The following is a 14,760-nucleotide window of genomic DNA, read 5'->3' as shown; positions in this document are numbered from 1 at the left end:
GAGCCGTCGACCTTCAGATCGGACCCATGCCCATGCCTACGATCGACGCGATCCGGCCCGCTCCCGACACGTTCCTGAATCTCATCCGCCGCCAGGAGCGGGGCCGGCTGAAGGTCTACCTCGGCTCCAGCGCGGGCGTGGGCAAGACCTACGCGATGCTCGGCGAGGGCCGGAGGCTCAAGAAACAGGGCGTCGACGTCGCGATCGGCATCGTCGAGGCTTACGGCCGCGCGGAGACCGTCGAGCAGGTCGGCGACCTGGAGGTCGTCCCGCCTCGGCGGATCGACTACCGGGGCGTGACGCTCCGGGAGATGGACGTCGACGCGATCCTGGCCCGCCGCCCGGCCGTCTGCCTGGTCGACGAATTGGCCCACACCAACGCGCCGGGAAGCCGTCGCCCCAAGAGGTACGAGGACGTCCAGGAGCTGCTCCGCGCCGGCGTCCACGTGATCACCACGGTCAACATCCAGCACCTGGAGAGCCTCTACGACCAGGTCGAGCGGATCACCGGGGCGAAGGTCAAGGAGCGGCTGCCCGACTCGATCCTCGGCGAGGCCGACCAGGTCGTCAACGTGGACGTCTCCACGGAGGACCTCCTGGAGCGGATGAGGGCGGGCAAGATCTACCCGCCGGAGCGTGCCGAGCGGGCGATGCAGAACTTCTTCACGCCGGGGAACCTGACGCGGCTGCGCGAACTCACGCTGTCCGAGACGGCCCACCTGATCGACCGTCGGGCTCGTCGGGCCGAGGCCGACCGGGCGCCGGCGACGGCCGCCGAACGGGTGATGGTGGGCCTGTCGAGCCGCAGCCCCGATGCCCCCGCCCTGCTCCGCAAGGCATCCCGGCTGGCCGATCGGCTGAACGCCCCGTGGTACGCCGTCTACATCGAGACCCCGGCCGAGGAGCTGTCGCGCGTCGACGAGGCCGCCCGGGCGGAGATCCGCACGAACCTCGACCTGGCGCGGCAGCTCGGCGGCGTCCCGATGACGTTCAGGGGCCCGGAGGTCGTCTGCACGATCCTGGCCTTCGTCCGGGAATACCGCATCCGCGTGATCGTGATGGGCAAGAGCCGCCAGCCCTGGCGTCGCCGCGTGCTGGCCGGCTCGATCGCGGATCGCCTGCTGCGGCGGTCGGAGGGGGTCGACGTGATGATCGTCGACGTCTAGCCACGCGCCCTCGCGGCATATGAGCAGCTCGCGGCCGCGATTCGTGATCGCCGGCCGATCGACCCGACGGGGCGCCGCGTCCGCCCGTCGTCGGGGCTCGTACGTTCGGGACGCGTTCGGGAGAGATGATGCAAGCCGACGACCTTTATTTCGTCATCCCCACGTACCGCCTCAGGGACGTCGGGGAGACGGTCGAGCTCTACGACGAACATTTCTGGCGCAACGGCCATTCGCTGAGCCTGATCGTGTGCGACGATTCCAGCCCGGCCGCCCAGGAGAAATATTATTCCTCGCTCGAACAGACCAGCACCCACAACGAGCTGTACTACGTCGGGCCGCGCGAGAAGGAGCAGCTCGTCGCCCACCTCAGCCGACGGCTGCGCGACAAGCGCCTGGACGGCCTGGTCAAGAACCTGTTCCGCCCCAGCTACGGCGGGAATCGGAACTTCACGCTGATGCACACTCTCGGCGGGCTGATGATCTCGTCCGACGACGACATGCGGCCCTACGCCCTGATGGAACACAGCCCCGAGTCGCTCGACGACGGCGAGGTGAGCCGGGGCCGGCTGCACCGCAGCGGCCTGGACGGCTACACCCGCAAGTCGTTCGACGTCGTCGGCGCGTTCCTCGACGTCCTCGGCAAGAAGGCCGCGGACGTGCCGGACAACTACGACATGGGCGACGTCCTGGTCGACACCGCCATGGACCTGGAGACGAACGCGACGAAGGGCCTGGCCCGGGAGAACTCGCTGATCCTGGGGCGCGGCCGCGTGGCGCCCGACGCCGTCGTGAAGATGGCCCAGACGTTCCGATCCGGCACCAACGACATCGACGCCATGGACTTCGCCGACCTCTTCCTCGAGGACGAGCACCAGGTCGACCCGGACGACCTCAACGAGCTGTACGTCCTGGTCAACTTCCGCCCCGCGGTCACGAACAAGAACTGGCGCATGGACTGCGGGGTCGCGGGGTACGACAACACCTTCGGCCTCCCCCCTTTCTTCCCGACCCGCCTGCGGTTCGAGGACTACATCTATCGCCTCTGGATCCAGCAGGACGGCTTCGCCTCGGCCCACGTCGACGCCGCGCAGAACCACACGCGGTCCAACTACATGCGGAACCCCGTCGCCGCCGAGATCTTCAACGAGGAGGTGTCGAACCTGCTCAAGCGGAAGATCAAGGACTCGGTCAGCCGGGTCGACGACCTGGGGATCGCCTTCGACTACGAGGGCGAGGTCTCGGCCGAGGACGCCGCGGCCATCCTCGACAAGGTGCGGTCGATGTACCTGCGCGCCCTGGAGGCTTCGGAGCGGGCGTCGCGACCCGAGCGAAGGGAGGCCCTGCACGTCTTCGCCGCGAACCTCCAGAAGGGCTTCTACGGCTTCGAGCCCGACTTCTTCCACCAGAACCTGCTGCGGATCGTCGACGACGTGGTGACCACGATCAAGGGCTCGATCGAGCTCTGGCCGACCCTCGTCGAGATCGGCTATTTCGAGAAGTCCCGGCGCGGGCTGCCCCGCGTCCGCGTGGCCAATCGGAGGGCCGGCTGACGCCGGGCCGGGGAGAACCGCCATGCGCATCGCCCAGATCGCCCCGCTCTACGAGAGCATCCCCCCGCGGCTGTACGGGGGGACGGAACGGGTCGTCCACCACCTGACCGAGGAACTGGTCGGGATGGGCCACGAGGTCACGCTGTTCGCCAGCGGCGACTCCGAGACCTCCGCCCGGCTCGTCCCGGGCTGCCCGCGGGCCCTCTGGCGGGATCCGGACGTCCGCGAGACGCTGCCGCACCACGTCCGGCTCGTCGAGATGGTGGAGAGGGAGGCCGGCCGGTTCGACGTCGTCCACTTCCACCTCGACTACGTCCACTTCCCGGTCGTCGGGCGGCTCCCCTGCCCCACCCTGACGACCCCCCACGGCCGACTCCGACCGGCCGACCACCGGGCTTTCCTCGACGCCTTCCCCGACGTCCCGCTCGCCTCGATCTCGGAGGACCAGCGCCGGCCGCTGCCGCAGGCCGCCTGGCGCGCGACCGTCCATCACGGCCTGCCGCCCGACGTCCACACCTTCCGCGAGCGGCCGGGGGCGTACCTCGCCTTCCTGGGCCGGATCTCCCCGGAGAAGGGCCTGGACGACGCGGTCGACATCGCCCAGCGGGCCGGCCTTCCGCTGCGGGTGGCCGCCAAGATCTATCCGGAGGAGCGGCCGTACTACGAACGCGAGATCCTGCCGCTGCTCCGGCGCTGCCCCTGGGTCGAGCTGGTCGGCGAGGTCGGCGGGGCGGCGAAGGACGCCTTCCTCGGCGAGGCGCTCGCGCTGCTGTTCCCGATCCGCTGGGAGGAGCCGTTCGGGCTGGTGATGATCGAAGCGATGGCGTGCGGCACGCCGGTCGTCGCCTACCGCCGAGGCTCGACCCCCGAGGTGATGCGCGACGGAGTGACCGGCTTCCTCGTGGACGACCTCGAAGGCGCGGCGGCGGCCGTCGGCAAGGTCGGCGGCCTGGACCGGCGGGCCTGCCGACGCGACTTCGAAGAACGCTTCACCGCGGCCCGGATGGCCCGCGACTACGTCGACGTCTACCGCGGGCTGATCGAGTCGTGGGCCGGGCCGAGCGGCCTCCCCGGCGAAGTCCTGCTCGCGCGAAAGGGAGGAGCTCGATGAGCGATCCGGAGGCCCGGCGGTCGCCGGGCGCGGCGCCCGAGGGCGACCCGCATCACGTCCTGGCCGCGGCGAGCCTCGCCGACGACCGGACCCGCGTATTGAAGCACGGCGACACGTTCGCGGTGTTCGACCACCTGGGGCGGATGCTGCCCGGCGGCCTGGGCGAGCAGGGAGTCTATCACGACGGGACGAGGCACCTCTCCCACCTGTCCCTCGAGCTCGACGACCGGCCGCCGTTCTTCCTCGGGTCCACCGTCCGGGACGAGAACGACCAGCTGTCGGTCGCCCTCACGAACCCGGACCGGATCCGCGACGGGCGGATCGACCTGCCGCTCGGGACGCTGCACCTCGCCGTCCAGGCCCTCCTCTGGCGCGGCGTGCTCCACTGGCGTCTGCGGGCGACGAACCACGGGATGCGCCCCGTGGAGGCCTCGATCCGCCTCCGCCTGCGGGCCGACTTCGCGGACATCTACGAGGTCCGCGGGATGACGCGATCGGCCCGGGGCCGCGACTCGGCCCCGGAGGCGTCTCCGGGCCGGCTGGAGCTGGGCTACCTCGGCCTCGACGGGGTGCGGCGACGGACCGTGATCCGCTTCTCGCCGGCCCCGGCGGAGGCGGACGTCGACGGGGGCCGGTTCCGGCTCGCCCTCGGCCCCCGAGAGGGCGCGTCGATCGACGTGGCGGTCGCCTGCCGTCGGGGCGACGACGCCCCCGAGCCGCAGGCGTTCGACGAGGCGGAGGCCGAGGTCGTCGGTTCGATCCGCCGGTACGGATCCGCCTCCTGCCGGATCGCCTCGCCCGACGGCCGCGTGGACGCCTGGTTCCGGCGCTCCGAGGCCGACCTCCACATGCTGACCACCGACCTGCCGACCGGGTCGTACCCCTACGCGGGCGTCCCCTGGTTCAACGCCCCGTTCGGCCGCGACGGGCTCGTCACGGCCCTCGAATGCCTGTGGCTCCGGCCCGAGTTGGCCCGCGGGGTCCTCCGCCACCTGGCAGCCACTCAGGCGACCGAGTCGATCCCGTCGCAGGACGCCGAGCCCGGCAAGATCCTCCACGAGGCTCGCGACGGCGAGATGGCCGCGCTCGGCGAGATGCCCTTCGGCCGCTACTACGGGAGCGTCGACGCCACACCGCTCTTCGTGGTCCTGGCGGGCTCCTATTGCGAGCGGACCGCCGACCGGGCCTTCGTCGGCTCGATCTGGCCCAACGTCGAGGCCGCGCTCGCCTGGATCGACGCCTTCGGCGACCGCGACGGGGACGGCTTCGTCGAATACGAGCGCCGGGCCGCGGACGGCCTGATCCACCAGGGCTGGAAGGATTCGGACGACGCCGTCTTCCACGCCGACGGATCCCCGGCGCGGGGGCCGATCGCCGTGTGCGAGGTCCAGGCCTACGTCTACGCCGCCCTCCGCGCCGGCGCCGTCCTGGCGAGGGCCCTGGGCCGCGAGGGGCGGGCGGCCGCGTTCGAGGGCCGGGCCGATCGACTCCGCGAGCGGTTCGAGGCGGCCTTCTGGTGCGAAGAGATGGGGACGTACGCCCTGGCGCTCGACGGCGACAAGCGGCCCTGCCGCGTGCGGTCGTCCAACGCCGGCCAGTGCCTGTTCGGCGGTATCGCCTCGCCCGAGCGGGCGGCCCGGGTCGAGCGCGGGCTGGCCTCCGCCGACTTCTTCTCCGGCTGGGGGGTCCGGACTCTGGCGACGAGCGAGTCCCGCTACAACCCGATGTCCTATCACAACGGGGCGGTCTGGCCCCACGACAACGCCCTCATCGCCTTCGGCGCCGCGCGATACGGTCGCAAGGACCTGGCCTCCGCGATCCTGTCCGGGCTCTTCGCGGCCGGGACGTACCTGGACCTGAGCCGGATGCCGGAGCTGTTCTGCGGCTTCGGCCGCGTCCCGGGAGAGGGGCCGGTCCCCTATCCGGTCGCCTGCGCCCCGCAGGCCTGGGCGGCGGGGTCCGTCTATCTCCTTCTGCAGGCGTGCCTGGGCCTGACCGTCGACGCGGCGGAGCGGAAGATCCGTTTCCAGCGACCGCGCCTGCCCTCGGTCCTTCCCGAGCTGCGGATCACGAACCTTCACGTCGCCGGGGGTGCCGCGGACCTCCGCATCGCACGCCGGGGCGACGCCGTGAGCGTCGACGTCCTTCGTCGCGACGGAGACTTCGCGGTCGAGATCCTCGACTGACTCGGCCCCCCGGCCCGGCGAGCGACTCGATCATCGGAACGACGCGTTGCATCCAATCGGTCGTCCGACCTCGATCGCCCTCACCCCCCCAGCCGCTCGATCCGCTCCACCTCTTTGGGTTCCAGCTGGAAGTCGAAGACGTCGAGGTCGTCCCTCATGTGGGCGGCGTCGGTCGTCCCCGTCAGGGGCAGCATGCCCACGTCGAGCGCGAACCGGAAGACGACCTGGCCGACGGTGCGGTCACGCCGATCGGCGATCCTAACCAGCTCGGGATGGGCCATAACCCCGCGGTTGGCGGTCAGCAGTGAGAAGCCCTGATAGGCGATCCCGTTCTCGCGGCAAAACGCGCGGACGTCGCGGTCCCAGCCTCGCTCGGCGTAGCATCGGTTCTGGACGAATCGGGGGAGCACGCGGGCCTGGCGGCAGAAGCCCTGGAGTTGTTCTAGCGTGACGTTGCTGACGCCGAGCAGGCGGGCTCGGCCGCCGTCGTGGAGGGCCTCCATCGCCCGCCAGGCCTCCCGATCGGCCGCCGTCAGCCCGGCACCGCGGGTCGGCCCGTGGAGCAGATAGGAGTCGATCGCCGCGACGCCCAGGTGTTCGAGCGAGCTCGCGAACGACTGTTCCACCTGGACCCCGACGGGAGCCTCCGGGTCATAAGGCAGGCGATGATCCTGGCCGTTTCGAAACGTGTACTTGGTCTGCAGGAAGAGGTCGTCGCGGCCCAGCAGCCCGTTCCCGACCGACGCCGCGACGGCCTTGCCGACCTCGGCCTCGTCGTAATGGCGCCGCTGGTTCGCCGTATCGATCCCGCGGAAGCCCTGACGGAGGGCGAGTTCGGTCAGGTGCTGCGTCCGCTCGGCCTTCCAGGCGGTGCCGTACAGGAAGCGCGGCACGCGGACGCCATCGATCGACAAGCTCTGAGGGTCCATTGGTCTCTCCGGCGCCTTGAGGAAGCCCGCGGCCATTGTAGCGACGCGCGGGCTCGCCCCGGAATGGAAGCCGCGCCGGCGTGGCGACTTCAAACCGACGAGGCGTTGATGCCGGGACCGGCAGGCCCTTGCAACCGCCGAACTTTACAGTGTAAAGTTTACACGACTCGGCCCCGGGCCCGGCCGGGGTTCCGAATCGGTGCGTCGAACTTTGCTCCTAATGGATGCTGGAGGCCGACCCGATGGCGACGCGCAGGTGGTCGGGGCTGGGCCCGGTCTTCGCCTATGAGTGGTTGGCGGCCTCGCGACGCTGGCAGGGCTATGCGCTGCGGTCCGCGTTGGTCCTTCTGCTTTTGCTCGGGCTGTCGGCCGTCTGGCTGGGCAGCCGCGAGGTGGCGGGAGAGCCGTCGGTCCAGCGGATGGCCGAGGTCGGCCGGGGCTTCTACGCCGTGACGACGCTGATCCTGCTCGGGCTGGTCGGCCTGGCGGCGCCCGCGGCGACGGCCGGGTCGATCTGCCTGGACAAGGCCCGGGGCAACCTGGCCCTGCTGTTCGCGACCGACCTGACCGACGCCGAGATCGTGCTGGGCAAGCTGGCGGCGCGGCTGGCGCCGGTGCTCGGCCTGATCGCCTGCGCCGCCCCGGTGCTGGGGCTGGCGACGCTCCTCGGCGGCGTCGACCCGGCCTTGCCGATCGGCGCGACCCTGGTCTGCCTCGCCTGCGCCGTCTTCGGCTGCACCCTGGCCCTGACGCTGTCGGTTTGGGGCCGGAAGACGCACGAGGTGCTGCTGGCCACCTACGCCTTCGGGATTTTCTGGCTGCTGTCGGCGCCGATCTGGATGGGCCTGAACTCGGCGCTCCCCTGGCAAATCCGGCCGGACTGGCTGCCGGGGCAACTGGCCCTGTTCCCCTACAACCCCGTCTTCCTCGTGCTCGGCCCGCTGAGCGGCCCGACGGCGATGGTCTCGATCGGGCTGGGGACGCAGGCCCGGTTCTGCGCGCTGGGGCTCTCGACCTCGGCGCTGCTGGCCGCCGTGGCGACCTGGCGGGCCCGGGCGGTGGTCATCCATCAGGCCAGCCGGGCGGAGGCGGCGCGCCGGGCGGAACGCCCGCCCCGGGCCCGCCGAGGGTTACTCGCCCGCTTCCTGCCGTCGCCGTCGCTCGACCGCGACCCGGTGCTCTGGCGCGAGTGGCATCGGCGACGGCCGTCGCGCTGGTCGGTCGTGGTCTGGGGCCTGTACGCCGCTTTCGCGAGCGGCTTCAGCCTCTGGGCGATCGTCGACGCGCTCGGCGGCTCCGGGACGGCCGGCCGCGAGTTGGGCGGGCCGATCGGCGGCGCGCAGGCGGCCGCCGGGCTGCTGCTGCTGAGCGTCTCGGCCGCCACGAGCCTGGCCGAGGAGCGCCAGCGCGGCAGCCTCGACGTGCTCCTGGCCACGCCGCTGTCGACCCGGTCGATCGTCATGGGCAAGTGGTGGGGCGCCTTCCGCGGCGTCCCGCCGCTGATAATAGGCCCGGTACTCCTCGCCGCGGCCCTGTCGACGCCCGCCGGGTCCGTCCTCGGCCCGTTCCTGATCGTCGGCCTCATGTTGGCCTACGGCGCCGCGATCACGAGCCTCGGCCTGGCCCTGGCCACCTGGCTGCCCCGGATGGACCGGGCCGTCGGCCTGACCGCGGGCCTCTACGTCGTCGCGTCGATCGGGGCCGTCCCTTCCGCGTTCATCTTCTTCGGCGACGGCCCCGACGAGGCCGGTTCCGGCCTCGCCTCGGCCAGCCCGCTCTGGGGCGTCGGCTTCACCATCGCCGTGCTCGCCGACCAGGTCGGGCCGGGACGCGAGCCCGGGCGGCAGGCCGCCTGGCTCGCATTCTGGATCGTCGTTTACGGCCTGATCGCGTCCGGCCTCCTGCTGGCCACCCTGAAGACGTTCAACCGCTGCCTCGGACGCATGGACGATCGATAGGCCGACGAGGAACCGCGGCCGAAGAGGATCAGGGTGGCGATCGCGGCCATGGCGCCACTGGAGGGCTCGGGTACGGTGGTCGTCACGGCGGTGACCGTGGCGCTCCCCGTCGTTTGCTGGAACGTCAGCCCCAGGATCCGGAACGACGTCCACGCGCCCGAAGCGCCGAGCGACCCGACGGAGAACTCCCTGGGCTCGGTCGACGGGTTCGTCCCCTGGACGGCGCCGGTGCCCAGGGTCAGGGCCGTCATCGTCCGGCCGGGGCCCAGGGAGGCCGAGAAGGACGTGAGGTCCGCGAGGCCGAACGTCGTGGAATTCGGTGTGTTCTCGTCCAGGGAGAAGGTGAACGAGGACAGGTCCGCAAGCTCGATCGTCGCGAGTCCGTCGGCGAAGGCGAAGGTCCCGGAGCCCGTGGCGAGGAGTCCGGCGAAGTCCGGGCCTCCCCGACCCGAATAGGTGAAGCTGACGATCGTCTCGGCCTGCGTCCCGGCCGCCGTCATGGCCGTCAGGATCAGGAAGGCCGCCGCCAGCCTCGTCCGACGCACGAGTCGTCTCATCACGTCTTCCCCCTCGGATGGGTCACAGAGAAGCCCATGGGTGCGCCGGATTCACGGCCGCGCGACCCCACGCATCGACGAGGATCGAGGTGAAAAACCCATCAACGCTCTGCGAATCGACCATCTCGACCGGTCCGGAACAAGTTCGCCATGTCGCTCGGACGCATCCTGGCAGGGTAGCGACGGAGGTCGACGACTGCGAGAGGGCGATGTGGTCCGACCGAGATTTTTCGGGCGACATCCCGAAATTCGTCGGTCGTTCCAACGCGTCGACTGATCGAATAGGATCTTTCCCATCCACGGGCCCAGCGCGCGGGCCCGGGAAATCGAGCGTTGCCCCGGCCGGGCCGGCCGGGCGAGAATCGGGGCCAGTTTGAGCGATCGACCCGGCCCGCATCAGAGGAGCCCCCGGATGGCCAGTTTCGCCCTCGCCGCCCTCGTCGCGTTCGCGACCGCGGGCGAGTCCCACGCCGTCGCCGCCGCGACCTGCCACCGAGCCTTCTCGCGAGCCTTTCCGGCCCTGCAACTCCCGAAGCCCGTCCTGCTCGCACAGACGCCCGGGGCCGTGAAGGCGGCCGAGACGCCGCCCCCCGCGAAGCCCGCGACGATCGCCGAGAAGACCGCCCCGCTCGCGAAGGTCGACGGCCTCTTCCCGCTCTACTGGGACGAGAAGTCCGGCAAGGTGATGATGGAGGTCTCGCGGCCCGGCCGCGAGTTCCTCTACCAGGTGACGCTGGCCACCGGCGTGGGCTCGAACCCGATCGGGCTCGATCGGGGCCAGCTCGGCGACACCAAGGTCGTCGCGTTCCGCAAGGTCGGCCCGAAGCTCCTCCTGGAGGAGCCCAACTACCGCTTCCGCGCCCTCAGCGACAACGCCGACGAGCGGCGGTCCGTCGCCGACTCGTTCGCCCGGTCGGTGATCGCGGGCTTCAAGATCGAGGCCGAGGAGGGCGGGCGCATCCTGGTCGACGCCACCTCGTTCTTCCTCCGCGACGCCCACGGGGTGGCCGATCGGCTGGCCGCGGCCAAGCAGGGGAAATACAAGGCGGACGAGTCGCGGGGCGGCCTCGACCGGGCCGGCCTGAAGTCGTTCCCGAGGAACACCGAGGTCGAGGCCACGCTCACCTTCGCCACCGACGACGAGCCCGGGCCGCTGGTCGCCTCGACCACGCCCGCCCCCCGATCGGTGACCGTCTGCCAGCGGCACTCGCTGGTCGAACTCCCCGAGACGGGCCCGGGTTACGCGCCGCGCAAGCTCGACCCCCGCGTGGGCCTGTTCACCGTCGAGTTCGCCGACTTCGCCACGCCGACGGGGACGCCGATCGAGACCCGCTGGATCACCCGGCACCGCCTGGCCAAGAAGGACCCGAGCCTGGCCGTCTCCGAGCCGGTCGCGCCCCTGGTCTATTACGTCGACCGGGGCGCTCCCGAGCCGATCCGCTCGGCCCTGGTCGAGGGGGCGTCGTGGTGGTCGCAGGCGTTCGAGGCGGCCGGGTTCAAGGACTCCTTCCGCGTCGAGATCCTGCCCGAGGGCGCCGACCCGATGGACCTCCGCTACAACGTGATCCACTGGGTCCACCGATCGACCCGGGGCTGGTCGTACGGCTCGTCCGTGGTCGACCCGAGGACCGGCGAGATCCTCAAGGCGACGGTCTCGCTCGACTCGCAGCGCGCCCGGCAGGACGTCCTGATCGGCGCCGGCCTGATCCCCCCGGGCTCCGGGTGCGGGATGGCCATGCCGCCCGCGCCAGAGCACCTCGCCGCGGCCGACCCGGCGAGCGACCTGGGGGCGATGGCCCTGGCGCGGATCCGTCAGCTCTCCGCGCACGAGGTCGGCCATACCCTGGGCTTCGCCCACAATTTCGCCGCCAGCTCCTACGACCGCGGCTCGGTGATGGACTACCCGGCCCCGAGGGTCAAGGTCGTCGACGGCCAGCTCGACCTCTCCGACGCCTACGGCCGAGGGATCGGCCCCTACGACGCCTTCGCCGCCCGGTTCGCCTACGCCCAGTTCCCGCCGGGCGCCGACGAGGCGAAGGAGCTGCGCCGGATCGTCGAGGACGGGGTCGCCGCCGGGATGCGATTCCTCTCCGACGGCGACTCCCGGCCCGCCGGGGCCGCCCACCCGCTGGCGAGCCTCTGGGACGACGGCCCCGACCCCGTCGCCTCGCTCCGCCACGAGATGCGCGTCCGGCGGATCGGCCTGCAGGCATTCGGCCCGGGGAACCTGCCCGAGGGGGCCCCGCTCTCCGACCTGGAATCGAGGCTGCTGCCCCTCTACCTGCACCACCGCTACCAGCTCCAGGCCGCGGCCAAGACGCTCGGCGGGGTCGACTACAGCTACGCCGTGCGGACGGCCGCCGGCCCGAGCCCGCCCAGGGTCGCCGAGGTCGTCCCCGCCGCCCGCCAGCGCGAGGCGCTGGCCGCGGTGCTCGACGCCATCGACCCGAAAGAGCTGCTGATCCCGCCCGCGGTCCTGGCGCTGATCCCCCCGACCGCCTACGGTCACGACGGGGGCACCGCCGAGCTGTTCCCGAAGCGGACCGGCCCGACGTTCGACCCGATCGCCGCGGCGACCGTCGCCGCCGATGTCGCGGCCTCCACCCTGCTGCAGCCCGAGCGGGCCGCCCGGCTCGTGGAGTTCCACGCCCGCGACGCTTCCAACCCGGGCTTCGGCGAGGTCCTCGACACGCTCGTCGCCCGGTCCTTCGCCCCCCGCGACCCCGACCCTCGGGCGGCCGCGATCCAGTCCGCCGTCCGCCACCTGATCGCCGGGCGTTTGATGGAACTCGCGTCCGACGAGGCCGCCACGCCCCAGGTCCGGGCCCTGGCGACCAACGCCCTGCGCTACTCGATATCGGGACGACTCTCGGCCCTGGTCCAGGACGCCGAGATCCAGGTCGACGCGCTGGCGATCCAGGCCGAGGTCGCCCGGTTTCTCGCCCGCCCCGACGCCACTCATCGCCGGACCGAGCCCCCCGCGACGCCTCCCGGGGACCCGATCGGCTCGCGATCCCGGTGACGCCGGTCGCGTCGAATCCGCTCGAAAGGCCGAGGGAGGTCGCTCGGAGGAGACGTTTACTCGGCCTCCCCGATCCCCTTGCTGATCCGGAAGACATGCCCGTCGGGGTGTCGGACGTGCATCTCTCGCACGTTCCACGGCTCGTCGGTCGGCGGCATCGTGACCTCAAGTCCCTCTGCCAGGCAATGCCGGTGGACGGCATCGACGTCGTCGACCCAGATCGACATCCAGACGCCCTTGTCACCGTTCTCGCCATGGTCCTTGGTCGTCGGCGAAGAACTCTTCCCGCGGCCGCCCTGCGCCCCCTGGCAGAGGAAGATCTCGCATTTCCCCGAACACACGGCCCCGAAGGTGGGAGGGCTGCCCCAGTCGAAGCCCCTCGTCCATCCCAGCTTCTCGAACCAGGCGAAGCTCTCGAGGATGTCCGAGACGTTCAGGATCGGCGTCAGGGCGTGCGCGAGCATGGTCGGTCTCCGTGGGAAAGGGCTCACTTCTTGCGAGTGTATCGGGCCGTCATGAAGAGCTGCCACGCGCCGTCGTCGCCCAGGGCGTGCGACTTCAGCGTCCGGTGGTCGTCGTCGGTGAACTCGATGCTGTCGCGGTACTTCCGGGCGCCCTCGCCGGTGAAGCCCGGCCCCTCGGCGTCCAGCTCCAGCACGTCGCCCTCCAGGGAGCCGTTGTAGATCCACAGGTGCGTCATCATCGACGCGATGAACGTGCCGACGTAGCACCGGGACGCCGGGTCGTAGCCGAGCGTCATGACCGACTTGCCGACGCCCCCCTCGGGCATCTCGTTCTCGCCCTCGCCGACCGTCCACAGGCCGCCGAGCGAACGGACCGTCTCGACGCCGACGTACTTCATCGGCGGCTGGCCGGGCCCCATGGCGGCGCATTCGCCCTCGAACGTCCAGTCGCCCACGAGCCTGTCGAGCCAGCGATGTTCCTTCTGCGGTCCGGCGTCCACGGCGCACCTCCGTTGAAATAGGGTCGATCGTCCGCTCTGGCCACATGAACAGGACCCGCTTCGAGGATTGAAACCAGTTATCGGCCTCAAGTCAACAGACGTACAGTTATTTTGGAGTTTTCTTGGCTCGCGGTTCCCAACTCCGCACCTGGCGCCGAGGAGGCGTCATCGCCCGAACCGCTTCGATCGACGCGTCGTCCGGCACGGAGAAGTGCGTCGGTTTCAGGCCTTCTCCTCGATCTCGATCCAGGTGGGTGCGTGGTCGCTGGTCTTCTCCATCGCGCGCACGTCTCGATCCACGCCGGCGGCCGCGAGTCGAGGCGCCAAGTCGGGGCTCAACAGCAAGTGATCGATGCGCAGGCCTGCATCGCGCGAGAAGGCTCCTCGCATATAATCCCAGAATGTATAAACCACCTCATTCGGATATTGCCGCCGCAACGCGTCCGTCCAGCCCTGAGTCACGAGCCGGCGATAGGCCTCCCGGGCCTCGGGTCGGAACAGGGCGTCGTCGATCCATCGCTCCGGCTTGTAGACGTCGCGCTCGGTCGGAATGACGTTGTAGTCGCCCGCGAGGACGACGGGGCGCCTTTCCTCGAGCAGGCTTGCGGCGTGCGTGTTGAATCGCTCGAACCACCTCAGCTTGTAATCGAATTTCGGGCCGGGCGCGGGGTTGCCGTTGGGGAGGTACAGGCAGCCGATGGTGACGCCGCGTACGACGGCCTCGATGTAGCGGCTGTGGGTGTCGTCCGGGTCGCCGGGCAGGCCGCGGCGGGTTTCCTGCGGCTGCTCGCCCCGGGCGAGGATGGCGACGCCGTTGTAGCCCTTCTGCCCGTGCCAGACGGCCTCGTAGCCCGCCTCGCGGATGGCGTCGATGGGGAACTTCTCGTCCGCGCCTTTCAGCTCCTGCAGGCACGCGACGTCCGGCTTCGACCGTTCGAGCCATTGCAGGAGCACGGGCAGGCGGCCGTTGACGCCGTTGACGTTGTAGGTGGCAATCTTCATGCGGGCTTCCTTTTGGCTGTCTCGGGCGTCCCGGCGTTGCGGTTTCTCGGCGATCCGCCCGATCTTACGGGAATCGTCGCCGGGCGTCCCGATCAGCGGCCCGAGGCCCCGGGGCTTCCTCGCCTGGCGGTCGGCGCTGCCCACGGCGGCGTTGACCCGGTTCGGAAGACGCGGTACAGTCCGCCGCGCGTGGCAGGACGCAACCAGTCCGCGGGCAGGACCGAGTCCACCTGTCAGTCCGGCCGGAAATCTCGATCGACGCGAACCTCCTTCTCGCCCGTCGCAGCGGACACCGGGCTCCCGCGTGGGAGGTTT

11 protein-coding genes are annotated in these 14,760 nt (G+C 70.9%); 6 read left to right on the top strand and 5 right to left on the bottom strand.

The features are described from left to right. The first annotated feature begins 32 nt into the window (after window positions 1-32). The 4 genes from PZE19_RS28610 (at window position 33) to PZE19_RS28595 (ending at window position 6,013) form a co-directional block, all read left to right on the top strand. Complete coding sequence (locus PZE19_RS28610; RefSeq protein WP_277864015.1) at window positions 33-1,166, top strand: sensor protein KdpD; 1,134 nt, start codon at window positions 33-35, stop codon at window positions 1,164-1,166. A gap of 128 nt (window positions 1,167-1,294) precedes the next feature. Next, window positions 1,295-2,716 (top strand): hypothetical protein, encoded by a 1,422-nt coding sequence (locus tag PZE19_RS28605; protein ID WP_277864014.1) that lies wholly within the window; start codon window positions 1,295-1,297, stop codon window positions 2,714-2,716. 22 nt (window positions 2,717-2,738) lie between these two features. Next, complete coding sequence (locus PZE19_RS28600) at window positions 2,739-3,827, top strand: glycosyltransferase family 4 protein (RefSeq protein WP_277864013.1); 1,089 nt, start codon at window positions 2,739-2,741, stop codon at window positions 3,825-3,827. Continuing rightward, entirely contained in the window at window positions 3,824-6,013 is a 2,190-nt protein-coding gene (locus PZE19_RS28595; protein ID WP_277864012.1) for an amylo-alpha-1,6-glucosidase, read from the top strand. Before PZE19_RS28600 ends, PZE19_RS28595 begins: the two co-directional genes overlap by 4 nt. 80 nt (window positions 6,014-6,093) lie before the next feature. On the opposite strand, the gene PZE19_RS28590 is transcribed toward PZE19_RS28595, so the two are convergent. Continuing rightward, the gene (locus tag PZE19_RS28590; RefSeq protein ID WP_277864011.1) at window positions 6,094-6,927 is read right to left on the bottom strand and encodes an aldo/keto reductase family protein; all 834 of its coding nucleotides are present in this window, start codon (window positions 6,925-6,927) and stop codon (window positions 6,094-6,096) included. Between the two features lie 257 nt (window positions 6,928-7,184). Between PZE19_RS28590 and PZE19_RS28585 the strand changes: the two genes are divergently transcribed. After that, window positions 7,185-8,900 (top strand): ABC transporter permease subunit, encoded by a 1,716-nt coding sequence (locus tag PZE19_RS28585; protein WP_277864010.1) that lies wholly within the window; start codon window positions 7,185-7,187, stop codon window positions 8,898-8,900. Here the strand turns inward: PZE19_RS28585 and PZE19_RS28580 are convergent. Continuing rightward, complete coding sequence (locus tag PZE19_RS28580) at window positions 8,819-9,457, bottom strand: hypothetical protein (RefSeq protein ID WP_277864009.1); 639 nt, start codon at window positions 9,455-9,457, stop codon at window positions 8,819-8,821. The two genes, PZE19_RS28585 and PZE19_RS28580, sit on opposite strands and share 82 nt — an antisense overlap. A 412-nt stretch (window positions 9,458-9,869) precedes the next feature. Here PZE19_RS28580 and PZE19_RS28575 point away from each other — a divergent pair, with 412 nt between their 5' ends. After that, entirely contained in the window at window positions 9,870-12,479 is a 2,610-nt protein-coding gene (locus tag PZE19_RS28575; RefSeq protein WP_277864008.1) for a zinc-dependent metalloprotease, read from the top strand. A 56-nt stretch (window positions 12,480-12,535) separates the two neighbouring features. On the opposite strand, the gene PZE19_RS28570 is transcribed toward PZE19_RS28575, so the two are convergent. The 3 genes from PZE19_RS28570 to xth all read right to left on the bottom strand — a co-directional run bounded on the left by PZE19_RS28570 (window position 12,536) and on the right by xth (window position 14,445). Then, the gene (locus PZE19_RS28570; RefSeq protein WP_277864007.1) at window positions 12,536-12,943 is read right to left on the bottom strand and encodes a bleomycin resistance family protein; all 408 of its coding nucleotides are present in this window, start codon (window positions 12,941-12,943) and stop codon (window positions 12,536-12,538) included. Window positions 12,944-12,966: 23 nt separating this feature from the next. Next, on the bottom strand, window positions 12,967-13,443 hold the full coding sequence (locus PZE19_RS28565) for a DUF1579 domain-containing protein (RefSeq protein WP_277864006.1): 477 nt from the start codon (window positions 13,441-13,443) through the stop codon (window positions 12,967-12,969). Between the two features lie 222 nt (window positions 13,444-13,665). Further along, complete coding sequence (gene xth / locus PZE19_RS28560) at window positions 13,666-14,445, bottom strand: exodeoxyribonuclease III (RefSeq protein ID WP_277864005.1); 780 nt, start codon at window positions 14,443-14,445, stop codon at window positions 13,666-13,668. Window positions 14,446-14,760 lie beyond the last annotated feature (315 nt).

Source organism: Paludisphaera mucosa (assembly GCF_029589435.1).
GTDB classification, from domain to species: domain Bacteria; phylum Planctomycetota; class Planctomycetia; order Isosphaerales; family Isosphaeraceae; genus Paludisphaera; species Paludisphaera mucosa.
Note: the sequence above shows the minus strand (reverse complement) of the source record. Positions and strands in the feature narration are given on the sequence as shown.